The 22,120-nt window shown below is 70.5% G+C and carries 19 protein-coding genes and 2 tRNA genes; 4 read left to right on the top strand and 17 right to left on the bottom strand.

Annotated elements, in window-relative coordinates; translation table 11 throughout:
* Positions 1-924: 924 nt before the first annotated feature.
* Positions 925-2,166 (top strand): helix-turn-helix domain-containing protein, encoded by a 1,242-nt coding sequence (locus DFP74_RS27135; RefSeq protein WP_121185994.1) that lies wholly within the window; start codon positions 925-927, stop codon positions 2,164-2,166.
* 372 nt (positions 2,167-2,538) lie between these two features.
* Positions 2,539-2,961, top strand: coding sequence for a hypothetical protein (locus tag DFP74_RS27140; protein ID WP_199725796.1), 423 nt, complete (start codon positions 2,539-2,541; stop codon positions 2,959-2,961).
* 198 nt (positions 2,962-3,159) lie between these two features.
* On the opposite strand, the gene DFP74_RS27145 is transcribed toward DFP74_RS27140, so the two are convergent.
* The 5 genes from DFP74_RS27145 to DFP74_RS27165 all read right to left on the bottom strand — a co-directional run bounded on the left by DFP74_RS27145 (position 3,160) and on the right by DFP74_RS27165 (position 7,432).
* Positions 3,160-3,233 (bottom strand) — tRNA-Pro (locus tag DFP74_RS27145).
* A 118-nt stretch (positions 3,234-3,351) separates the two neighbouring features.
* Complete coding sequence (locus DFP74_RS27150) at positions 3,352-5,109, bottom strand: PQQ-binding-like beta-propeller repeat protein (protein ID WP_121185996.1); 1,758 nt, start codon at positions 5,107-5,109, stop codon at positions 3,352-3,354.
* A gap of 55 nt (positions 5,110-5,164) precedes the next feature.
* Complete coding sequence (locus tag DFP74_RS27155) at positions 5,165-6,166, bottom strand: hypothetical protein (RefSeq protein ID WP_121185998.1); 1,002 nt, start codon at positions 6,164-6,166, stop codon at positions 5,165-5,167.
* Between the two features lie 353 nt (positions 6,167-6,519).
* Positions 6,520-6,593, bottom strand: a tRNA-Pro gene (locus DFP74_RS27160).
* A gap of 290 nt (positions 6,594-6,883) precedes the next feature.
* Positions 6,884-7,432: a DUF523 domain-containing protein gene (locus DFP74_RS27165; RefSeq protein WP_121186000.1), complete on the bottom strand. Its 549-nt coding sequence runs from the start codon at positions 7,430-7,432 to the stop codon at positions 6,884-6,886.
* Between the two features lie 118 nt (positions 7,433-7,550).
* Here DFP74_RS27165 and DFP74_RS27170 point away from each other — a divergent pair, with 118 nt between their 5' ends.
* Positions 7,551-9,005, top strand: coding sequence for an MFS transporter (locus DFP74_RS27170; RefSeq protein WP_121186002.1), 1,455 nt, complete (start codon positions 7,551-7,553; stop codon positions 9,003-9,005).
* A gap of 205 nt (positions 9,006-9,210) precedes the next feature.
* On the opposite strand, the gene der is transcribed toward DFP74_RS27170, so the two are convergent.
* The 5 genes from der to DFP74_RS35255 all read right to left on the bottom strand — a co-directional run bounded on the left by der (position 9,211) and on the right by DFP74_RS35255 (position 14,247).
* Positions 9,211-10,650, bottom strand: a complete 1,440-nt coding sequence (der, locus tag DFP74_RS27175; RefSeq protein ID WP_121186004.1) for a ribosome biogenesis GTPase Der — start codon at positions 10,648-10,650, stop codon at positions 9,211-9,213.
* A gap of 303 nt (positions 10,651-10,953) precedes the next feature.
* The gene (gene cmk, locus DFP74_RS27180; RefSeq protein WP_121186006.1) at positions 10,954-11,649 is read right to left on the bottom strand and encodes a (d)CMP kinase; all 696 of its coding nucleotides are present in this window, start codon (positions 11,647-11,649) and stop codon (positions 10,954-10,956) included.
* Between the two features lie 81 nt (positions 11,650-11,730).
* A complete protein-coding gene (locus DFP74_RS27185) occupies positions 11,731-12,870 on the bottom strand; it encodes a prephenate dehydrogenase (protein WP_121186008.1) in 1,140 nt (379 codons plus the stop codon).
* An 82-nt stretch (positions 12,871-12,952) separates the two neighbouring features.
* On the bottom strand, positions 12,953-13,315 hold the full coding sequence (gene aroH, locus DFP74_RS27190) for a chorismate mutase (protein ID WP_121186010.1): 363 nt from the start codon (positions 13,313-13,315) through the stop codon (positions 12,953-12,955).
* Positions 13,316-13,419: 104 nt separating this feature from the next.
* Complete coding sequence (locus DFP74_RS35255; RefSeq protein WP_370013528.1) at positions 13,420-14,247, bottom strand: pseudouridine synthase; 828 nt, start codon at positions 14,245-14,247, stop codon at positions 13,420-13,422.
* Positions 14,248-14,292: 45 nt separating this feature from the next.
* Here DFP74_RS35255 and DFP74_RS35260 point away from each other — a divergent pair, with 45 nt between their 5' ends.
* Positions 14,293-15,255, top strand: a complete 963-nt coding sequence (locus tag DFP74_RS35260; protein ID WP_370013534.1) for a hypothetical protein — start codon at positions 14,293-14,295, stop codon at positions 15,253-15,255.
* Positions 15,256-15,457: 202 nt separating this feature from the next.
* Here the strand turns inward: DFP74_RS35260 and scpB are convergent, their stop codons facing one another.
* The 7 genes from scpB to DFP74_RS27230 all read right to left on the bottom strand — a co-directional run bounded on the left by scpB (position 15,458) and on the right by DFP74_RS27230 (position 22,068).
* The gene (gene scpB, locus DFP74_RS27200; RefSeq protein WP_121186014.1) at positions 15,458-16,051 is read right to left on the bottom strand and encodes an SMC-Scp complex subunit ScpB; all 594 of its coding nucleotides are present in this window, start codon (positions 16,049-16,051) and stop codon (positions 15,458-15,460) included.
* The gene (locus tag DFP74_RS27205; protein ID WP_121188558.1) at positions 16,048-16,881 is read right to left on the bottom strand and encodes a ScpA family protein; all 834 of its coding nucleotides are present in this window, start codon (positions 16,879-16,881) and stop codon (positions 16,048-16,050) included. Before DFP74_RS27205 ends, scpB begins: the two co-directional genes overlap by 4 nt.
* Positions 16,882-17,002: 121 nt before the next feature.
* The gene (locus DFP74_RS27210) at positions 17,003-17,389 is read right to left on the bottom strand and encodes a hypothetical protein (RefSeq protein ID WP_121188559.1); all 387 of its coding nucleotides are present in this window, start codon (positions 17,387-17,389) and stop codon (positions 17,003-17,005) included.
* Positions 17,386-18,345, bottom strand: coding sequence for a ParA family protein (locus DFP74_RS27215; RefSeq protein ID WP_121186016.1), 960 nt, complete (start codon positions 18,343-18,345; stop codon positions 17,386-17,388). The genes DFP74_RS27210 and DFP74_RS27215 overlap by 4 nt, the downstream gene beginning before the upstream one ends.
* A gap of 348 nt (positions 18,346-18,693) precedes the next feature.
* Positions 18,694-19,716, bottom strand: coding sequence for a site-specific tyrosine recombinase XerD (locus DFP74_RS27220; protein ID WP_121186018.1), 1,023 nt, complete (start codon positions 19,714-19,716; stop codon positions 18,694-18,696).
* A gap of 3 nt (positions 19,717-19,719) precedes the next feature.
* Positions 19,720-20,385, bottom strand: coding sequence for an NUDIX hydrolase (locus DFP74_RS27225; RefSeq protein WP_121186020.1), 666 nt, complete (start codon positions 20,383-20,385; stop codon positions 19,720-19,722).
* Between the two features lie 42 nt (positions 20,386-20,427).
* Complete coding sequence (locus DFP74_RS27230; RefSeq protein WP_121186022.1) at positions 20,428-22,068, bottom strand: CTP synthase; 1,641 nt, start codon at positions 22,066-22,068, stop codon at positions 20,428-20,430.
* Positions 22,069-22,120 lie beyond the last annotated feature (52 nt).

Genomic DNA, 22,120 nt, shown 5'->3' on the forward strand with positions numbered 1-22,120 from the left:
AAGGTATGCACTCCACGGACGCTGCGGAGAGAAAATCAATCCGACTCTTGACAATTCTCCGCCTCTCGCGGCCAAGGGGCTTAGCGCACTCTTTAATGACGCGGGAGGCATTAGCATTAACAAGGAACGCCACAGAACGATGACCCGATTCGATAACGGGAGGGTAGTCCGTCCCGAAATAGAAGTGAACTCGATCCCGATCTTGCCTAGACCTCCGGGCGTAGGCCTCCCTGAAGTATCGAAGAGCCACCATACCACCCTCCCCCAAGAGCGATTCGGAAATATGCGGTTCCGGTATCCAATAATTATATTTAGCGCTCCCCCTATCTTTCAGGAAGAACAATTCTCGAGCAGTGGTGGAAGTGATAAAAATACGCTCATTCAACTGTGGAATGCCTCCTTTGCGATGAAGCGCAATCATTTCCTGGATATCTAGAACCAACCTATTATTCTTCCAGGAGTCACCCATAATCCCCTCGATCAACCTATTCAAGCACTATTAAATATGATGCGCATAATCAAGAAGCAATTTAAGCAATTCAATGACCATTGGAGTCAAGGCGCTCCTTCTTTAACAACCCTAATGCATGAGAATACTTAGAACTTTCCTTGAGGTGCCATGATGGCAGAACTTTCACTCGACCAACCGACAATTTTCTACAGGGACCCCGCCACATGTCGGGTGAAGTACTGGCCAGGCTGGCACCTCACCTGACCTGGTCGAAGGCATGCGCAGACCCCGGCCAGTCATACGGACCACCCCAGTGAGTGAGTCCCGACCACCCGACAGACCGGGCTGTGCCTCGACTTCTGGCTACCCGAGACAAGGAGGCTTCCCTCTGGGGGATCTCCAGGGAAGCCCTGTCCCATCTGGGGTCTGAGCCGTAGCCTGGAATCGCGACTTGACCAGGGAAGGACGGCGCCATGCCCCTCGACGGCACTCCGGACCCGCACGAGATCGAGGTCCCTTTCGGTACACGGCTCAAGCTCAACCGCACCAGACGGGGCATGACCCGCGAGGTCCTGGGTGGCCTGGTCGGACGGTCCGCGTCGTGGGTGAAGGCGCTGGAGAACGGACGGTTGGGGACCCCCAAGCTACCCATCCTGCTCAGGCTTGCGGAGGCCCTGCGTATACGCGACCTCTCGGAACTGACAGGTGAGCAGTCCGTCCCTGTCGAGCTGTTCACCGGCCCCGGGCACGCTCACCTTCCGGCCGTGCGAACGGCGATCAACGCGTTCCCCATGGTCACCTCGCGTCCCGCTCCTCCGGTCGCCCACCTCAAGGCCCGTTTGTCGCGGGCATGGAGCGCACGACACTCCGCGCCCAACCACCGTGAGGTGTTGGGCGGACTGCTTCCCGGGCTGATCGAGGACGCACAGCTCGCCGTGCATCAAGCGGATGACGGACCGACACGGCGTGCGGCCCAGGCGGTGCTCTCCGAGGTGTACGCGCTCGCACAGTTCTTCATCGCCTACCAGCCCGCACAGAGCCTCCTATGGCGTGTGTGCGAGCGCAGTGTGGTCGCTGCCCAGGAATCGGGCGACCCTCATGCGTTGGGCGTCTCCGCCTGGCTGATGGCCCAAGCTCACCGAGACGCCGGCGACTGGGATGCGGCCGACGTGGTCACCACGAACACCACACGGCAGTTGAGCGGCAACCTCGCGGACGGCACAGATGACGTTCTCGCTATCTGGGGTGCCTTGCAGTTCGAAGCCGGGTACACCGCCGCACGGCGCGGCGAGACCGGAAACGCATGGCGGCACTGGGACACCGCGCAACAGGTCGCTGACCGGCTCCCCGGCTCCTACTACCACCCGGTGACATCGTTCTCCCAGGCGATCATGGGTGCCCACGCTGTCACCGTGGCGGTCGAACTACGCAATGGCGGCGAGAGCGTACGCCAGGCCGGACGAACGGCGTCGGACGTCATCCCGTCGCGCCCCCGACGGGCACGGCACCAGATCGAAAGGGCACGTGCTTTCTACCTGGACTCCCAACCGGACGAAGCCCTTCGCGTTCTGGCTGAGGCACACGAGGCAGCGCCGGAAACGATCAGGTACAACGGGTACGCACGTCGCATAATTCTCGAAGAGATGGATTCCCGGCAACGAGAACGGCGAGAGCAAGCGAACACACTGGCTGACAAAATCGGCATTCTCGCGTAGCCACCAATCGACGGCAGGGGGCACACTTTGTGCCCCCTGAGTCATGTCCGGCGGCCTAGCGTCAGGCAACGAATCGACCCCCGCGACGCGGATGAGGCGTCCGGGGGCACGGCCAACGCTTACCAGGAGCGCTGACATGACGCACACTATCGCCCGTTTCTGGGCGATGCTGACACGACCATTGCCCGGTCCGCAGGGACGACACCACCGTCGCGGAACGCCTCCGCCCCTCGCCCGCCGAACGCCCCACTCAACCCATCAGCGTCATAGTGTGGATGCGCTGACTCGCGTCTCGCGTACGCAGCACCAGCCCGGTGAGTTCGACGAACTCGCCGCTCTCACCCGCTACTACCTGGCGATGCGGGAGGAGCGATGAGCGACACCACCACGTTCACCGCCAAGAACCGCGCGGTGCTCGAATCATGGGCACGATCCATGGACGCCAAGGTGACCCAAATCGCCGAGGACTGGAGGTCCATCACCTTCCAGGCCGAAGCCACAGACTCCGAGGGCACGCGGGTCCGCTGCCGGTTCCGGCAGCCCATCCCCCGTGTGGTCGCGCTTCGGCGTCTGGCACGCACCTACGTGGTCGGACTCGTCCACGACGTGGGCGGCGCCCAGTGCCACCACGTGCGCCGGGTCATCCCCACCGGAGACACCGAGGCCGATGCCCGCCGCAGCGCGATCCTGATCGCTTCGGCCCTGGTCGAGATCCAGCGCCACCACACGTGCGGAGCGACCGTGAGCAAGCTGGAGCCCTACGTCGTGGAACGCGCCGTGAACTGGAAGCCCTGACCCTGAAGCGTCTCTGAGCCCCGCCGCTCACCAGCGGCAGGGCTCGCTGCTCTTCGCTCACGCCCCGCGTACGCCACGATCCCGGCACGCCCCCGAGCAGTCCCACCCGGCCCCGGGTCGACCCCACCTGCACCCCATCGGAGACGCAGAAAGGGGCCCGCCATCCGGCGAGCCCCTTCGTGACCTACTATTCCTCTGTCGGGACGGCGGGATTTGAACCCACGACCCCTTGACCCCCAGTCAAGTGCGCTACCAAACTGCGCTACGTCCCGGCCGCTGGGCGAGTGCCGTCTCCGGCCCCGCCAACGGGTAAAACCTTATCGCATTCGCGGAGTGGCCCGAACCGCCCGCCGCCGAGGGCCCGCCCCTCTTCGCCGGTCCGCTCACGCTTCAGGGGACCAGCCCGTCGAGCCGGTCGGCCCGTTCCCAGCCCGTGAGTTCCCCGCCCGTGAGCACGACGACGGCGCCCGGGACCGGGACGACGTCCACGACCAGAGGGCCGCCCGGAGTGATCCACTGCGCCGAATCCCGGTCAACGGTCTCGCCGAAGGACGCCGTGAACAGGGCGTCCCGTGTCGACTCCACACCCGCGTCCTCGTTCGACTCGTACTGAGCCTTCGGAACGAGCAGCGTGTCGTCGAGCACGACGGCCCTGCTAGGGACGATGACGTGCATCCCGTCCACGACCGCGGTGTCCGTGGTCTCCCCGGCGGCGTTCGCCCGGTGGAAGCTCAGAGCATCCTCACCCTCCTCGACGAACACCACTCCCCCACTGTCGACCTGGACGAGGGACCGGTGCAGATCGTTGGTGCTCAACTGGTCGGACAACCCGCTCGGAAGCTCCACCGCCTCCTCGCCGGTGGCGGGGTCGAGCAGAGACAGGACCTGGTCGGGTCCATGGCTCAGAACGGCCACCGGTTCCTCCCGTCCGGCCCTGACATCGACCAGGTGGGGTGTGGAGTCCCCGGGCGATCGCACCGTCCACTCCTGCCGCCACGCCTCCTCCCCGGTGGTCAGGTCCATGGCTCCGAGCACGACCCGCACCTCCGTGTCGGACCAGGTGAAGGGGTCATCGAACCTCTCCTCCCTCCCCCGGTCCTCCTCGGCGCATCCGAGTAGGCCCACCAGGTGGTCGCCGTACCGTTCGACCTCGGAGGGGAAGCAGTCCGGACCGACTCCCAGAGCGTCCGTCAACCGGTCGGCGCGCCCGGGGGCCGCCGGCAGGAGGTCCTCGACCGCCAGAGGGACGACATCCGGGTCCCTGTCACGGATCTCCCCCGTCACGGCGTCGAGTGTCACCGTGACGCGTTCCCCGGTGTCGGGCCCCGGGGCATAGCGCACGTACACGCCCCGGCCGTCCGCTCCCACCCTGCGCGCGTGGTCGAGGGGGCGCCGGTAGGACCACAGCTCCTCGCCCGTCGTCCCGTCCAGGGCGACCGCCCCGTCGGTGATCAGGACGATCGGGCCGTGGGCGCCCGCACGGACTCCGTGGATCTCCGTGCCCAGCGGGGGTTCCCAGCTCCACCCGATGCGGCTGACGCGGGCGGGGACGGGCTCGGGCTCACCCGGGTCGGTGGCGACGGTGTGCGGTTCCCGGGGGAAGACGACCACCGCCGTGAGACCGGCGATCAGGACCACCGTGAGGGCGCCCGCGGCGGCGAAGGGCAGTGAGCGTCTCCGGGGGCGGAGTTTCGGCGAGTGGACGGACACCAGCATGCACAGGCATCCCGACGCGACCGCCACGGCCACGATCCACATGTTGACGGCCGCGGGCGAGGGGTCGAACGCCACTCCGTCCGTCGCGGTCGCCTCGAAGGCCTGTGTGGGGAATCCGGCCCAGGCGATCGCCGCCCCGGCCAGAGTGAAGATGGACATCCAGACCGCGTACGCCGGACCGCCGGGGTCGTCCTGGATGACCCGGGGATGTCTCCGGTACCAGCGGATGCCGAAGGTGAGGGCCAGGCCCGCGATCACAGTCGAGAGGATCCACCGGGAACCGGCCTCCGAGACCAATCCGCCCTCGTGAGCGCCCCAGTTCAGGAGCACCGTGCCGACCACCAGGAGCAGGGCGCCGACGAGCAGCCCCGCCCCGGTCCACGCGATCGCACCCCTCAGGCGTCCCGGCCCCGGTTCCGCCGCCCTGCCCATACGCTTCTCCCATCGCCGGCGCCGACGGCACAGCGAACCGTGCGACCCGGATGCGTCAGTAGGACGAGATGTGCACGTGGTCGTAGTGGTTCTCCGTGGCGCTGCCACGGTCGCCCATCGGCTTCCACTGCCCCGTGGTCGGCTGCCAGATCCGCTGCTCCCAGATGATGTACTTCACGCCGAGACGGCCGGCGTTGTCGATCGCGTACTGGGAGATGGCGTTGCCGGTGGCGCGGTTCCCCTCGCTGGGGTAGGAGCCGATCACCGCCACCATGAAGTCGCAGGCCTGGCCCGTGCCATGGTCGTCGGCACTGCTGCGCGCGCAGCCGACCTCGTAGGGGACGCCCACGTTGAGGATGACCTCGTCGCGGATCGCGGCCATGCGCGGCGTCGCACCGTCGAATCCCCACCCCTTGACGCTGGCGGGGATGGTGCCCGAGGTGGCCGAGGACCCGGTCTCCGGCTCCGGGGGAACCTCTTCGTCCTTGTAGCGCTCGATGGCCTCCTCGACCTCCTCGCGCTGCTCCTCCAGCGTCTCGATGAGCTCCTCGGCTTCGGCGAGGTCCTCGGCGGCCGTCTCCGCGGCCTCCTCCCGCTCCGCCTGCAGGTCCACCAGCTCGGAGATCTGGCCGGACTGGGTGCGGCCGAGCTGGTCCACCGCGGCCGCGTCCTGGAACAGCTGCTCCGGGGAGGAGCTGAAGAACATCTCCAGTGCGGGGTTCAGGCCGGAGCTCTTGTACTGGCTGGCGGCGATGTGGACCACGCTGGACCGCGATCGGTCGAGTTCCTCCTCGGCCGCCTCCAAGTCCTCCTCGGCCTGTTCGGCGCGCTCCTTGATCTCGGTGAACTGCAGGAGCTCACCGTCGTAGGACTCCTCCAGGTCCTCCGCCCGCTCGGTGAGCTCGTCGAGGTCGAGGTCGTCCAGGTCGGGTTCGGCGTGGACCGCCGAGGGCGCGACGAGCACGGCGGCCAGCGCCAGTGCCAGGACTCGGGCGCCCGCACGCCTTCCTCGGCGGCGCGAGGCATCGGCGGGGGGCAGGGCGGGGGTCCGGTTCATACGAGCTCCAGGGGTCGTACCGCGAGCGAGCCGAGACGCGAGGAGCCACAGGGGGCGGGGCGGAGGGGGCCCGGCGCCGGCTCACGCTGCTCACGGCACCAGGGTGGTGGTGCCATCGGGTCGGCGGGTGCACAGGAGACAATACGAGATCTTGCCGTCATATACCTAATGCCGGGCACGGACCCCACCGCCACCAGGTGTTCGCCGATCGGCGCCCAGGGGCGGGCCGGCCGTTCCGGCCCCCGACGGCTCCGCGCCGCGCCGCGGAGCCGGCTTCGCCGCGACCACCCCACCGGAGACGCAGAAAGGGGCCCGCCTCACGGCGAACCCCTCGCTGACCTGATGCTTCTCTGTCGGGACGGCGGGATTTGAACCCACGACCCCTTGACCCCCAGTCAAGTGCGCTACCAAACTGCGCTACGTCCCGGCCGCTGGGCGAGTGCCGACTCCGGCCCCGCCAACAGGTGAAACTCTACCGCACATTCCAGGGCGCTCACACCAGTTTCGACCCGCGCCAGGCGCCCTGGCGACGCGCCCCCGGCACCGCATCCGGCGCCCGCCGACCGGTCCCGCCGGCCCGACCGCCCGGTGCGCCCCCGACCGCCTCAGACGCCCCGTGCGCCCGCGTCGCCCCACATTCGTCCACGGACCCGCCCGGCGCCGCGACAGGCGCCACGCGTGCCACCACGCCCGCCCGGGGCCACCGCCGGCGGCGCCTCAGCGCTCCCGACGCCCCTCGGCGTCCTCGCGCGCCCCGGACTCCGAGTCCTCCCGGCGCTCCAGGCCTTCCAGGTGCGCGACGGCTTCGGCGATCTGGTTCTCGTTGAACACGGCGACCCCCTGCTCGGCGAGCAGTCGCGCCGTGACCCCGGCCCCGGGCACCTTGCGGCCCCCGAACGTACCGTCGTAGACCTCCAGCGACCCGCACGAGGGACTGGACTCCTTCAGGATCGCCACGGCCACACCGTGCGCCCGGGCGGTCGCCGACGCGGCGCGGGCTCCGGCGACGAAGTGGTCGCTCACGTCCTCCCGGTCCGGGGTGAGGATGCGCGCCCGACCGGCGAGGACCGCGTCGGCATCGGCGCCCGGTTCGATCTCGGCCGGGGGACGCGGCACCGGCAGCCCGCCCGCGATCTCCGGGCAGTGCACCACGAGCCGCCCCTCGGCCCTCCAGCGGTCGAGGGCGTTGTCCTCGACCGTCTTGGCCTGCCCGTCGTAACGGACCCGCCGACCCATCAGACAGGCGCTCACCAGCACCTTGAGCATGCGTTCTCCCCTTCCGACGTGCCGTCACGCTACCTCCGTCGCGACACGAACGATGTCCGCGATATTCTTACTTATGGTGATTAACTATCTCCCCTGAGTGACATCGCGAGGGGGAGACGTGAGCGACGACCAGAACCATCGGCCATCGACGCTGGTGACCGAGCACGGGACCACGCGCAAGGCGGTCACCGCGGCCGCCATCGGCAACGCCACCGAGTGGTACGACTTCGGCGTCTACAGCTACCTCGCCGTCACCATCGGCCTGGTGTTCTACCCGTCGCAGTCCCAGGGCGTCCAGCTCATCGCGACCTTCACCACCTTCGCCGCCGCCTTCCTCGTGCGCCCCCTGGGCGGGCTGTTCTTCGGCCCGCTCGGCGACCGCGTCGGCCGCAAGAAGGTCCTGGCCTTCACCATGCTCCTGATGGCGGTCGGCACCTTCTCCATCGGCCTCATCCCCTCGGCCGCCACCATCGGCATCGCCGCGCCGATCCTGCTGCTCGTCGCCCGCATGGTCCAGGGCTTCTCCACGGGCGGCGAGTACGGCGGGGCCACGACCTTCATCGCCGAGTACGCGCCCGACCGCCGTCGCGGCTTCCTCGCGTCCTGGCTGGAGTTCGGAACGGTCAGCGGCTACGTCGGGGGCGCCTCGATCGTCACCGTCATGACCCTGCTCCTGGGCCCGGACGCCATGACGGCGTGGGGATGGCGCGTGCCCTTCCTGCTCGCCCTGCCCCTGGGCGCGGTCGGGCTGTACCTGCGGCTGAAGCTGGAGGAGACCCCGGTCTTCGCCCAGGACACGGAGGGGTTCGGCAAGGACACCGCGGGGCGCCGGCGCGAGGGGCAGTTCAGGGAGACCGTGGTGGGCCAGTGGCACGCGCTGCTGCTGTGCGTCGGGCTGGTCATGGTCTTCAACGTGAACAACTACATGGTGACGGCCTACCTGCCCACCTACCTCAACGCCGAACTCGGCTACAGCAGCGCCCTGGGGCTGGTCATGACGCTGACCGCCATGGCGTTCATGCTCGTCGCGGTCACGTTCTTCGGCCGGCTGAGCGACCGCGTGGGACGCAGACCCGTCCTGCTCTCCGGGTGCCTGTTCTCCATCGCGCTCTCCCTGCCGGCCTTCTGGCTCCTCCAGCGCGGCAGCCTGGTCGCGGTCGCCCTCGGTGTGCTGGTCATGGCCGTCACGCTCGTGCACTTCTCCGGCAGCGCGCCCGCCGCGCTCCCGGCGCTGTTCCCCACCAAGGTCCGCTACGGCGCCCTGGCGATCGGGTTCAACGTCTCCGTGGCGCTGTTCGGTGGCACGACACCGCTGATCGCCGAGTCGCTCGTCCAGTCGACCGGCAACCTGTACTCACCGGCGTGGCTGGTCATGATCGCCGGCGCGGTCGGCCTCGTGGTGGTGTGGTGGATGAAGGAGAGCGCGGGGCAGCCGCTGCCGGGCGCACCGCACATCCCGGTCCCCGACCGCCACCCCGGGCTCGCCACCCGGCTCCCCTACCCGCGCAGGGACGGGGACGGGGCGCCCTTCGTCCGGCCGAGCAACGTCCGCCGCCTGCCTTCGGACGGCTGACCGCCGAGGCCCGGGTCCGGGGCGAGGCCCGGGTCCGGGGCCAGGGCCGGGTCCGGGGCCAGGGCCGGGTCCGGGGCCGGGTCCGGGGCCGCCCGCGGAACCCGGCGGCACGGACCGCACCGGCCGGACCACCCGCCGGGCACCGGACACACGACGGGGGCGCCTCCCCTCGGGAGACGCCCCCACTTCATGCCGTCGATCCGGTTCAGCGGCGGCCGCGCTGCTTGCGGTCCGGACGCACGCTTCCCTTGGAGGCGCGCCCCGGGGTCGCGCCCTTCTTCTCACGGATGCGCATGCTGATGTGCAGCGGCGAACCCTCGAACCCGAAGTCCTCACGCAGCCGGCGCTCGATGAAGCGGCGGTAGTTCTCCTCGAGGAAGCCCGTCGTGAACAGGATGAAGTGCGGCGGACGCGCACCCGCCTGCGTCGCGAACAGGATCTTGGGCTGCTTGCCACCGCGCACCGGCGGCGGGGTGGCCGCCACCAGCTCCTTGAGCCAGTTGTTGAGCTGGCCCGTCGGGATGCGCTGCTGCCACCCGGCCAGGCTCGTCTCGATCGCCGGGACGAGCTTCTCCATGTGGCGTCCGGTCTGCGCGGAGATGTTCACCCGCGGAGCCCAGGCGACCCGCGCCAGCTGGCGGTCGATCTCCTTCTCCAGGTAGATCCGGCGTTCCTCGTCGAGGATGTCCCACTTGTTGAACGCCAGCACCAGGCCGCGCCCGGCCTCCACGACCTGCTCCACCACGCGGATGTCCTGCTCCGCCAGCGGCTCGCTGACGTCGATCAGGACCACGGCCACCTCGGCCCGCTCCAGGGCGGTGCCGGTACGCATGGTCGCGTAGTAGTCGGCACCCTGCAGGGCACGGAACCGGCGGCGGATACCGGCGGTGTCGATGAACTTCCAGGTCTTGCCGCCGAGCTCGATCAGCTCGTCGACGGCGTCGCGCGTGGTCCCGGCCACCGAGTCCACGACGACCCGGTCCTCACCGGCGAGCCGGTTCAGCAGGCTGGACTTGCCCACGTTGGGGCGTCCCACCAGGGCGATCCGGGACGGGCCGCCCTCGTCGTCGTCATCGGTCGAGCCCTCGGGGGTCTCGGGGAAGGAGGCCACGACGGCGTCGAGCATGTCGCCCGTGCCGCGCCCGTGCAGGGCGCTGATGGCGAAGGGCTGGCCCACCCCGAGGTTCCACAGGTCGAGGGCGTCGGACTCCTGCATCTGCCCGTCGACCTTGTTGGCGGCGAGCACGACCGGGCGCTTGGTGGCGCGCAGGACGCGCGTCACGGCCGCGTCGGCATCGGTGATGCCCACGGTCGCGTCGACCACGAACAGGATCACGTCGGCGGTCTGCGCCGCGTACTCGGCCTGACGCGCGACCATGGCGGCCAGTCCGGTCACGCTGGTCTCCCAGCCGCCGGTGTCCACGAGGGTGAACTTCGCGTTCTGCCACTCGGCGTCGTAGGCGACCCGGTCGCGGGTCACGCCCGGCACGTCCTCGACCACGGCCTCACGACGGCCGATGATGCGGTTGACGAGGCTGGACTTGCCCACGTTGGGGCGTCCGACCACGGCCACGACGGGCACGGGCGGCCCCGCGCCGTCCGCCTCCTCGTCGAAGCCCACGTCGGAAATGTCGAAGTCACTCATGTACTGCTCTCCCGGTACGTAGGTTCCCGCGCGCCCAGGATGCGTGCCGCGAGAACGTGAATGGTCGGTGTCCGCGCTCGAACGGCGCGGAGGGACCGCACGGACGCCGTCGGCGTCCGTGTACTGGCCACGGGGGAAGGAACCCCCGCGGATGTTCGTCTGTTCCCCCGAGAGGGGGCAGGACGGGTGATGTGACCGGTCTTACCGGTGCCGACACCGGAAAGACCGGCGCCGGATCTGGATCGGGCCACCACGCCCGCCCCCGGCTGCCCGTTCCGGGACGTGGTCCCGGCCCGGGGCCCGCTAGGCTCCGCGGGCCTCGTCGGCCAGCTTGACGACCAGGCCGATGACCTCGTCCAGGCTCAGCCCCGTCGTGTCGAGCTCGGTGGCGTCGGCGGTCTGGGTCAGCGGCGAGTGCGCCCGGCTGGAGTCCAGCCGGTCACGGCGGGCCAGGTCGGCCTGCGTGGCGGCGACGTCGCTGGTGCGGACCTCCTTGCTGCGCCGCATCGCACGGGCCTCGGCGCTGGCGGTCAGGAACAGCTTGACCGGCGCCTCCGGCGCGACCACGGTCGTGATGTCACGGCCCTCGACCACGATGCCGGCGCTCTCGCGCCGAGCCGCGTCGATGACCTCGCGCTGAGTGCGCACCAGCAGGGCACGCGCCTCCGGCACGGCCGAGACGGCGCTGACCCTGCCGGTCACGTCCTTGCCGCGGATCTCGGCGGCCACGTCGCGGCCGTCGACGGTCACGGTCGGCGCGGAGGGGTCGGTGCCCATCTCGATCACGGGCCGCTCGACGTTGGCCGCCACGGCGGCGGCGTCATCGACGTCCACCCCCTGGTCCAGCATCCACCAGGTCAGGGCCCGGTACATGGCCCCGGTGTCCAGGTAGCGCAGGTCGCGCGCCCGGGCGACGCCCTTGGCCGTGCTCGACTTGCCCGACCCGGAGGGACCGTCGATCGCGATGACGATGCCCTGGTTGCCGTCCTGCACGCTCACTGCCGATGTCTCCCCGCTACCGTTACCGCCTACCGACGCACCAGCCTACCCGTGGCCGCGCACGCCCCGAACCCCGAACCCTCAGGCCCCGGCGTGCACCGACCAGCCGTCGTCCGACAGCGCCCGCACCAGCGGGTCCACGGCGGCGGGCAGCACGAACAACTGGGCCACGCCCAGCGGCAGGCCGGGTGTGTGCTCGATGCGCACGTCCTCGATGTTGACCCCCGCCTCGGCCGCCACGGCGAACATGCGCCCCAGGACGCCGGGCTCGTCGGGGATGACCACGGGCACGACGGTGTAGTCGGGCAGCTTGACGCCGCCGTGCTTGCCGGGCAGGCGCTCCTGGCCGGAGCGGCCACGGGCGAGCAGGTCGCGCACCGGTTCCAGGGCGCGGTCCGCGCCACCCTCGCCGGCTTGCGCCAGGGCGTGCAGCGCGTCGGCCGTCGCGACCAGGTCGGCGGCCATCCCGTGCAGGACGTCGGCGACCGGGACGGCGTTGTGCGTGAGGATCTCGGTCCACATGGCCGGGTCCCCGCCGGCGACACGCGTCACGTCGCGCACGCCCTGCCCGGCGAGGGTCAGCGCGGTGTCGTCCCCCGACAGCAGCCGGGCGGCCACCGCGGAGGAGGCCACGTGCGGCGCGTGCGAGACCAGCGCGACCGCGCGGTCGTGCGCCTCGGCCTCCAGCACCAGCGGGTCCGCACCGCACAGCCTCGCCAGCTCGGCGACGGCGGCGACGGTCTCCGGGCCCGCCTTGCCCGTGGGGCACAGCGCCCACGAGCGCCCGAGGAACAGGTCCGCCCGGGCCGCCCCGGGCCCGTGCTTCTCCCGGCCGCCCATGGGGTGGCCGGGGACGAACGTGGCCATGTCGCAGCCGAGCCGCTCGGCCTCGGCGAGCACACTCGCCTTCACACTGGCCACGTCGGTGTACACGTGCGCGAGGCCCCGGTCCTGGGCGCCGCGCAGGACCGCGGGGATGACCGCGGGCGGCGCGGCGATGACCGCGATGTCGACGGGGCGGTCCTGGGCCGACTCGTCCAGGACCTGCCCGGCGCCGAGGTCGCGGGCCAGGCGCACGGACGCGGCGTCCGGGTCCGACAGCAGCACCTCGACCCCGCGGGCGCGCAGGGCGAGCGCGATCGACGTGCCGATGAGCCCGGTCCCGACCACCGCGACCCGCCCCAGCGACGGCCGGTGGTCCGCGGTCTCGTCGGTGCCCATGCTGTTACCCACTGCTCTCCCGCTCTCCGACGTGCGTGTGTCCCCCCAGCGTATGGCCTCGACCGGGAGGACGACCCGCGCGCTACTGCGCGATGTCCAACCGCAGCGCCTGCGCGCCGCGCAGGTAGACGTGCTGGACCTCCGACCGCGGCCGGTCGGTCTCCACGTGGGCCATCAGGCGCACCACGCGGGGCAGGGCGTGCGGCACGTCGATCTCGCTCGCGCACATGAGCGGCACGTCGGAGAAGCCGAGCTTGCGGGCGGCCAGGGCCGGAAACTCCGAGGTCAGATCGGGGGTGGCCGTGAACAGCACGCTGATCACGTCGTCGGTGACCAACTGGTTGCGGAGCATCACCTCGGAGACCAGTTCGGCCGTGGCCTCCAGCACCTGCTCGCGTTCGTCCGCGTCGACCTGCACCGCACCGCGGATGGCCCGTACAGCCACGTTCGATCCCGCCTCATCCTTGCTCTGTCCGGCCGTGCCCGGAAAAAGGGAACGGCGGCCACCACCACGGAGGGAGTCCGCGCGGTGACCGCCGTCAACTGTATCTACAGGCCCGCGGCCGCGTAGAGTTCGCCCACCTCACGCGAGGTCAGCGCCCGCATGGTGCCCTGCTGGAGGGCGTTCAGGTCGATGGGACCGACCTGGGTGCGGGCGAGGTCGGCGACCGGGTGGCCGACGGCCTCCATCAGGCGGCGCACGATGTGCTTGCGCCCCTCGTGCAGGCGGATCTCCACCATGGCCTTGGGCGCGTCGTTGTCGACGATGCGGAACGAGTCGACCTGGACCGGACCGTCGTCGAGCTCGACGCCCTTGTTGACCTCACGGACCACGCGCTGGGGAACCGGGCCCGGCACCATGGCCACGTAGGTCTTGACGACCTTGTAGCGCGGGTGGGTCAGGCGGTTGGCCAGCTCACCGTCGTTGGTCAGCAGGATCAGACCCTCGGTCTCGGTGTCCAGACGACCGACGTGGAAGATGCGCTCCGCGGTCTGGCCGGTGTAGTCGGCCAGGGTCGGACGGCCCTCCGGGTCCCACATGGTGCTGACCACGCCGCGCGGCTTGTTGAGCGCGAAGTAGAGCTTGTCCGGAGCGGTGACGACGCGCATGCCGTCGACACGGATCTCCGAGGCCTCGGGGTCCACCCGCGCGCCGAAGCGGCGGACGACCTCACCGTCCACGGAGACGCGGCCGGCGGCGATCATCTCCTCGCTGGCGCGGCGGCTGGCCACGCCGGCGGCGGCGAGGGCCTTCTGGAGGCGGACACCGCCCTGGACGTCGGTGTAGGAGTCCCGGTCCTCGCCCAGGTGGTCCTCGTCCTTGGGGTTGTAGTCGGCGCGCAGCGCGCTGAGGCGCTCGCGGGCCGCCTTGGACAGCTGGCTCTCCTTCGTGACACCGGCCGTGGGAGCCGCGGTGCGCTTGTGCGGCCGCTCGTCCGCACGACGGTCGTCGCGCCGGTCGCGGTCGCCGCCGGAAGAACGGCGGTCGCCGCCCTGGTCGCGCGCACCCTTGTAGCCACCACGGTCATCGCGACCCTGGTAACCGCCACGGCCGCGGTCGTCACGCTGCTCGCGCGGACCCCGGCTACCGCCACGGTCGTCACGACCCTGGTACCCGCCGCGGTCACGGTCGCCGCCGGAAGAACGGCGGTCGCCGCCCTGGTCGCGCGCACCCTTGTAGCCACCACGGTCATCACGACCCTGGTAACCACCACGGCTCCGGTCGTCACGCTGCTCACGCGGACCCCGGCTACCGCCGCGGTCGTCGCGCCGGTCGCGGTCGCCCCCGAAGGAACGGCGGTCGCCACCCTGGTCACGCGACCCCTGGTAACCACCACGGCTCCGGTCATCGCGCTGGTCACGCGCACCCTTGTAGCCACCACGGTCATCACGACCCTGGTAACCACCACGGCTCCGGTCGTCGCGCTGCTCGCGCGGACCCCGGTAACCGCCACGGTCGTCACGACCCTGGTACCCGCCGCGGCCGCGGTCGCCGCCCTGGTCGCGCGCGCCCTTGTAGCCACCACGGTCATCGCGCTGCTCGCGCGGACCCCGGCTACCACCACGGTCGTCACGACCCTGGTACCCGCCACGGTCGCGGTCACCGCCGAAGGAACGACGGTCGCCACCCTGGTCACGCGACCCCTGGTAGCCGCCACGGCTCCGGTCGTCACGGCCCTGGTACCCACCACGGCTCCGGTCATCGCGCTGCTCGCGCGGACCCCGGCTACCGCCACGGTCGTCACGACCCTGGTATCCGCCGCGGTCGCGGTCACCGCCGAAGGAACGACGGTCACCGCCCTGGTCGCGCGCACCCTTGTAGCCACCACGGTCATCGCGACCCTGGTAACCGCCACGGCCGCGGTCGCCGCCCTGGTCACGTGAACCCTGGTACCCGCCACGGCCGCGGTCACGGTCTCCGCCGAAGGAACGGCGGTCGTCTCGGTTGCGGGGGCCACGGTCGTCGCGGAAACCGCCGCGCGACCGGTCGTCGCCCCTCTCGCCGCGGCCGCCCTGGCCGCCGCGCTTGTCGTAGTCGCCGCGCTCACCGCGCGGGGCGTCGTCCCGCGCACCGCGGGAACTGTCGTTAGGTGTGCTCACCGGTGTCGTCTAGACCTTCGATGTCGTCGGGGAGGAACGGCGCCAGTTCAGGCAGCTCGTCGAGGCCTCGCAGGCCCAACCGTTCCAGGAAATAGGAGGTGGTCCGATACAGCAGCGCACCGGATTCGGAATCGTGCCCGGCCTCTTCGATCAGGCCCCTCAGTACGAGGGTACGCATAACCCCGTCGCAGTTGACACCGCGTACGGCGGAGACCCTGCCCCGGGAGACCGGCTGTCGGTAGGCCACCACCGCCATCGTCTCGAGCGCGGCCTGGGTCAGCCGCACCTCCTGCCCCTCTTTGAGGAAGTGCTCGACGACGTCGGCGCATTCGGGCCGCGTGTACACGCGCCACCCTTCGGCCACCGCCCTCAGGTCGAAACCGCGCCCCTGCTCGGTGTATTCCCTCGACAGGTCCTCCAGCGTCCGGTTCACCACCTCCAGGGAGACGTCCAGGGCGCGGGCCAGCTCGTATTCCGACACCGGCTGGTCCACCACCATCAGCACCGCCTCCAGGTCGCGGCGCAGAGTGGGCGGTGCGGAGAGATCACCCACACCGGTCATGGTGTCGTCGGCGCTCATTCGGCCTCCACTGTGTCGTCGTACTCGGTGTCGACCTCGACCTCGGCGTCGCCGCCGGTCCAGGTCACGATGAGCTCCCCCAGCGGTTCGGGCTGCTCGAAGGCCACGTTGCTCGCCCGGTACAGCTCCAGCAGGGACAGGAAACGGGCCACGACCTCGAAGGTGCCGGTGCAGCCGTCGGTCAGTTCGAGGAACGTCAGCCGTCCGTGCTCGCGCAGCGCCGCCACCACGAGCTCGCCCTGCTCCTTGACGGAGGTCTTGGTCTGGTGGATGTGCGTGACCGGGACGCTCGGCGGTTCCCTGGGAGTGAACACCAGGCCCGCGAGCGCGGCGAACTCCTGCGGCCCGAGCTTGAACAGCACGTCCGGCCGCATCGCCGCGAACTGCTCCTCCAGCGGCACCGCCCGCGCGTACCTGCGCCCCTGCGCCGCCAGCCGGTCGCGCATCAGGGCCGCGACCTCCTTGTAGGCGCGGTACTGCAGCAGCCGCGCGAACAGCAGGTCGCGGGCCTCCAGCAGCGCCAGGTCGGCTTCGTCCTCCACGTCGCCGCGCGGCAGCAGCCGTGCCGCCTTCAGGTCCAGCAGCGTGGCCGCGACCAGCAGGAAGTTGCTCGCCTGGTCCAGGTCCCAGGCGTCCCCGTGCGCCCGGATGTGCGCGATGAACTCGTCGGTGACCTTCGACAGCGACACCTCGGTGATGTCCAGCTTGTGCTTCGAGATCAGCCCGAGGAGGAGGTCGAAGGGCCCCTCGAAGTTGTCCAGGTGCACCTGGAAGGCGTGCTCGTCCACAGCGTCGGCGTCGCCGTCCGCGTGGGGTCCCTCAGCCGCCATGGCCACTGACCCGCGTCGTGTCGTTCATACGTCAAGGGTGTCACCGGTCGAATCCGGCCGGTGACACCCGTGTCCCTTCGTTCCCGGACCGACACCCCCTCCGATGCCGGTGCGGGTACCTCTAGTCCTCGCTCAGTCGCCTGACCAGCATGCTGGTCTGGCCGTTCTCCTCGAAGTCGGCCAGCAGGACCGCGACGGCCTCGCGGACGAGGCGGCCCCGGTCGGCCGACAGCCCGTGCTCCGCGCGCAGCGACAGCCGGGTCTGTTCCAGGGCCAGCAGTTCGGGCCCGGAGATGTAGACGGTGATCTTCTCGTCGTGACGCTGGCGCCCGCTCGGTTTGGGCGCACCGTCCGGCCGGGCGATGACCCGGCGCCTGCGGCGCGCCGCCGTGTCGGACGAACTCTTCTGCTCCGGTGCCGTGTACTGGCGTTCGGTCTCCACGGGCGGCACTTCCTCCGCACCGCCTGAGGGGCGGAAGAACAGCTCGTCCGCCCCCGGTAGGGTCACGCGCCGTGACCGCTGAGAGGCCACCTCGCCAGCACCTCCTTGGCCAGATCCCGATAGGCGTTGGCCCCGGCCGACGACGAGTCGAACCGGGTGATGGGTTCGCCCGCCACGGTCGCGTCCGGGAACCGCACGGTGCGGTTGATGACCGTCCCGTACACCTTGTCACCGAACCCGTCGATGATCGTGGACAGCACCTCGCGCGCGTGGAGCGTGCGCGGGTCGTACATCGTGCCCAGGAAACCGTCGATGACCAGGTCCTCGTTGAGGCGCTCCTGGACCTTCTGGATGGTGTCCATCAGCAGCGCCACACCGCGCAGCGCGAAGAACTCGCACTCCAACGGCACGATGACGCCGTCGGCCGCGGTGAGCGCGTTGACGGTCAGCAGGCCCAGCGACGGCTGGCAGTCGATCAGGACGACGTCGTAGTCGTCGATGACCGGTCGCAGGGCGCGGCCGAGCATCTGCTCGCGGGCCACCTCGCCGACCAGCTGCACCTCGGCGGCCGACAGGTCGATGTTGCTCGGGATGAGGTCGAGGCCCTCGATGTCGGTCTTGAGCAGCACGTCCTCGACCGTCACGTCCCGCTGCATGAGCAGGTTGTAGACGGTCAGGTCCAGTTCACGCGGATCCAGCCGGCCCAGGCCGACCGAGAGCGCTCCCTGCGGGTCGAAGTCGACCAGCAGCACGCGCCTGCCGCACTCGGCGATGGCCGCGCCGAGGTTGATGGTGGTGGTCGTCTTACCGACGCCACCCTTCTGATTACACAGTGCTACAATTCGTGCCGGGCCGTGTTCGTCGAGCGGCTCGGGCTCCGGATAGGTCCGTTCCGGTCTCTTCGTGTGCAGATCCGCCCCCGTGTTGCGTGTCGTGCCCCAGGGATTGGTCACCGGGTCGACGAGGTCCTCCTCGCCGACGGGTGCGGTCTTCGCAGCCACGTCGTCCTCCGACCAGTTCACAACCCTGGACCTCCCCTACGGACCGGCCACGGCCCGAAGGGATGCCGTGCCCCTGCGCCTGGCCGCCGTCGGAAACTCAATATGTCGACAGCAACGTACCGCCGTGCGGCGACTCTAGGACGCCGACACGGCGCACTTCAACGTAAACCTCTGGTTGACGTGCTCCCCCGGACGGATCCGAGGGGATCGCCCCCTACCTTACGATGACGGGCCTGACGCGGCGAGCGCGCCCGAGGACCGCCCTGCCCGCGGCCGGTACCGCCGCGGCGCGGCCGCTCCGGCTCGGGTGCGCGGCACCGTGCACCGCCTCACCCCGCACACGAGGCGCGAGCGCCCTGTTCGGCCGGTTCAACGGCGTGCCCGGGGATGGCTGGTGGCGTAGACCTCGCGCAGGTGGTCGACCGTGACCAGCGTGTAGATCTGCGTGGTGGTGACCGAGCTGTGCCCCAGCAGTTCCTGCACCACCCGGATGTCCGCGCCCCCGTCGAGCAGGTGCGTGGCGAAGGAGTGCCGCAGGGTGTGCGGCGAGACCCCCTCGACCCCGGCCCGCTCGGCGACCGCCCCCAGGACGGCCCACCCGCCCTGGCGGGTCAGTCGGCCGCCGCGCGCGTTGAGGAACAGCCCCGGTCCGCCCCGTCCCCCGGTCGCCGAGGCCGCCAGCACGGGACGGGCCCGCACCAGGTAGGCGGACAGTGCACGCCGGGCGTAGGAGCCGAGCGGCACCAGGCGTTCACGGCCCCCCTTGCCCCGGAAGCGCACCAGGCCTACGGCCCGCTCGGCGCCGACCGCGTCGGAGACGTCGTCGACGTCCAGGCCCACCGCCTCGGAGATCCGGGCGCCGGTGCCGTAGAGGACCTCCAACAGGGCGCGGTCGCGCAACGCCAGCAGGGCCGCGCGCTCACCCGCGCCCGTACCGGACGCGCCGGCCGCCTCCGAGGCGGCGTCGGCCATCGGCCCCGCCGCGTCCAGGAGGCGCTCCACGTCCTCCAGCGGCACCGCCTTGGGCAGGCGCATCGGAGGGGAGGGCGGGGTCACCTCCGCCGCCGGGTCGTGGTCGGCCCACCCCTCGCGCACGGCGAACCGGTGCAGGCCGCGCACGGCGGCCAGGGCGCGCCCGGCCGAGGCGGCGCTCAGCGGCACGTGGTCCTCGTCGCCCTCGCGCAGCACCTGGAGGAACCCGCCGACCTGGGCCCGGTCCACATCGGCCAGGTAGACCACCCCCCGACCGGTCAGGTGGCGGGTGTAGCGGCGCAGGTCCCGCCGGTAGGCGAGCAGGGTGTTGGTCGCCAGCGCCCGCTCGGCTCCGAGATGGTCCAGGAAGGCTGTGCTCACCTGCGCCAGCGGGCCGGCGACCTCGACGTCCTCGCCCACGGCTCAGCCGTCGGCCGGGTCGCGCAGGGACGCGAAACCGGTCGCGGCGGCGTTCTGGGCGGCCAGGACTCCGATGATCGTCGACGCGTTGTGCAGCCGGCCGGCCATGACCAGGCCGACGGCCTCGTCCAGGGGCACCCACTCGGCCGCCAGGTCGGTCTCCTCGTGCTCGCGGACGAAGTCGATCTCCTCGGCGGGCACCTGGGACAGGTCACGGGCGAGGTAGACGTGGATGCGCTCGTCGGAGAAGCCCACGGTGGGGAAGAAGTCGGCGAGTTCGTGCCAGCGCCGCGCGCGCAGCCCCGCCTCCTCCACCAGCTCGCGCTGCGCGGTGAGCAGCGGGTCCTCACCCTGCACGTCGATCAGCCCGGCGGGCAGCTCCCACATGGTGTGCCGGACGGCGTGCCGGTACTGGCGCAGCAGCAGGATCCGGCCGTCCTCGTCCATGGCCAGCGCGGCGGCGGCCCCGGGGTGCACCATGTAGTCGCGTTCGGCCAGGGACGTGCCCTCCCCGTTGGCGCCGGGCATCACGACCCAGTCCGTGCGCATCCCGCACTTGCTGCCCTGGAAGCGCTCCTCGGAGCGCTCGACCGGCCACGCGACGTGGACGTCCGCGATCTTCGCGTCCGTCCCCGGGTCGCGGCCGTCCGGGTGGGTGTCACTGGCCATGCGAATCGCCTCTCAGGCTCGTGTCCCCCACCCGGAACCGGCTCAGGAGTTCCTGTGCTCCAGTGCGGCGGAGACCAGACCGCGGAAGAGCGGGTTGGCCTTGGTCGGGCGGGAGCGCAGCTCCGGGTGCGCCTGCGTCGCGATGAAGAACGGGTGGACGTCCCGGGGCAGTTCGACGTACTCCACCAGCTTGCCATCAGGGGAAAGCCCGGAGAACACCAGACCTGCCCCCTCCAGCTTGGCGCGATAGGCGTTGTTGACCTCGAAGCGGTGGCGGTGGCGCTCGGAGACCTGGGCCCGGCCGTCGTAGACCTCACGGGCCAGGGTGCCCTCGCCCAGGTCGGCCGGGTACAGCCCCAGGCGCATCGTGCCGCCCATGTCGCGCTCACCGGCGACCACGTCCTCCTGATCGGCCATGGTGGCGATGACCGGCTCCACGGCCTTGTCGTCGAACTCGGTGCTGTTGGCGCCGTCCATGCCCAGGACGTTGCGGGCGCTCTCGATCACCATGGCCTGCAGGCCCAGGCAGATGCCCAGCATCGGGATGCGGTTCTCGCGGGCGTAGCGGATGGCGCCCAGCTTGCCCTCGATCCCGCGGATGCCGAAGCCGCCGGGGATCAGGACGCCGTCGGCGTCGGCCAGCTCGGCGGCCGCACCCGAGGGGCTGGCGCAGTTGTCGCTGGCCACCCAGCGGATGTTGACGCGCGTGTTGGTGGCGAACCCGCCCGCGCGCAGGGCCTCGCTCACCGACAGGTAGGCGTCGGGCAGGTCGATGTACTTGCCGACCAGGGCGACGGTGACCTCGTGGTCGGGCTGGTGGACCCGGCGCAGCAGCTCGTCCCACTCGGTCCAGTCCACGTCGCGGAACGGCATGCCCAGGCGGCGCACGACGTAGGCGTCCAGCCCCTCGCGGTGCAGCACCTTGGGGATGTCGTAGATCGAGGGGGCGTCGGGCGTGGAGACCACGCCGGCCTCGTCCACGTCGCACATCAGGCTGATCTTGGCCTTGATGCTCGACGTGATGGGCCGGTCCGAGCGGCACACGATGGCGTCGGGCTGGATGCCGATGCTGCGCAGGGCCGCCACGGAGTGCTGGGTGGGCTTGGTCTTCATCTCGCCGGACGGGCCGAGGAACGGGATCAGGGACACGTGCAGGAAGAAGCAGTTGTCCCGGCCGATCTCGTGCCGGATCTGGCGGACCGCCTCCAGGAAGGGCTGCGACTCGATGTCGCCGACGGTCCCGCCGATCTCGGTGATGACGATGTCGACGTCGGGAGCGTCCATCGCGTAGATGCGCGACTTGATCTCGTTGGTGATGTGCGGGATGACCTGCACCGTGTCACCGAGGTAGGCGCCCTGGCGCTCCTTGGCGATGACGCTGGAGTAGACCTGGCCGGTGGTGACGTTGGCCGAGGCGGACAGCTCGGTGTCCAGGAAGCGCTCGTAGTGGCCGACGTCCAGGTCGGTCTCGGCCCCGTCGTCGGTGACGAAGACCTCGCCGTGCTGGAAGGGGTTCATGGTCCCCGGGTCGACGTTGAGGTAGGGGTCGAGCTTTTGCATGGTGACCCGCAGGCCGCGCGACTTCAGGAGTCGTCCCAGGCTGGAGGCGGTGAGGCCCTTGCCAAGACTGGAGGCGACGCCGCCAGTAACGAAAAGGTGCTTGGTACTCGCGGCGGATGCCAAAGTGTTGCTCCCGTGGGTTGAGTGGCTACGGCGGGCTCGGGATGAACTGAGC

The organism is Nocardiopsis sp. Huas11 (assembly GCF_003634495.1).
In the GTDB taxonomy this organism is placed as follows: Bacteria; Actinomycetota; Actinomycetes; order Streptosporangiales; family Streptosporangiaceae; genus Nocardiopsis.

What these genes read in the sequence shown, in the direction of transcription:
- DFP74_RS27135 (WP_121185994.1), top strand. Translation starts at nt 925, where the DNA reads ATGCCCCTCGACGGCACTCCGGACCCGCACGAGATCGAGGTCCCTTTC.
- DFP74_RS27140 (WP_199725796.1), top strand. Translation starts at nt 2,539, where the DNA reads ATGAGCGACACCACCACGTTCACCGCCAAGAACCGCGCGGTGCTCGAA.
- DFP74_RS27150 (WP_121185996.1), bottom strand. Translation starts at nt 5,109, where the DNA reads ATGGGCAGGGCGGCGGAACCGGGGCCGGGACGCCTGAGGGGTGCGATC.
- DFP74_RS27155 (WP_121185998.1), bottom strand. Translation starts at nt 6,166, where the DNA reads ATGAACCGGACCCCCGCCCTGCCCCCCGCCGATGCCTCGCGCCGCCGA.
- DFP74_RS27165 (WP_121186000.1), bottom strand. Translation starts at nt 7,432, where the DNA reads ATGCTCAAGGTGCTGGTGAGCGCCTGTCTGATGGGTCGGCGGGTCCGT.
- der (WP_121186004.1), bottom strand. Translation starts at nt 10,650, where the DNA reads ATGAGTGACTTCGACATTTCCGACGTGGGCTTCGACGAGGAGGCGGAC.
- DFP74_RS27185 (WP_121186008.1), bottom strand. Translation starts at nt 12,870, where the DNA reads ATGGGCACCGACGAGACCGCGGACCACCGGCCGTCGCTGGGGCGGGTC.
- scpB (WP_121186014.1), bottom strand. Translation starts at nt 16,051, where the DNA reads ATGAGCGCCGACGACACCATGACCGGTGTGGGTGATCTCTCCGCACCG.
- DFP74_RS27205 (WP_121188558.1), bottom strand. Translation starts at nt 16,881, where the DNA reads ATGGCGGCTGAGGGACCCCACGCGGACGGCGACGCCGACGCTGTGGAC.
- DFP74_RS27225 (WP_121186020.1), bottom strand. Translation starts at nt 20,385, where the DNA reads ATGGCCAGTGACACCCACCCGGACGGCCGCGACCCGGGGACGGACGCG.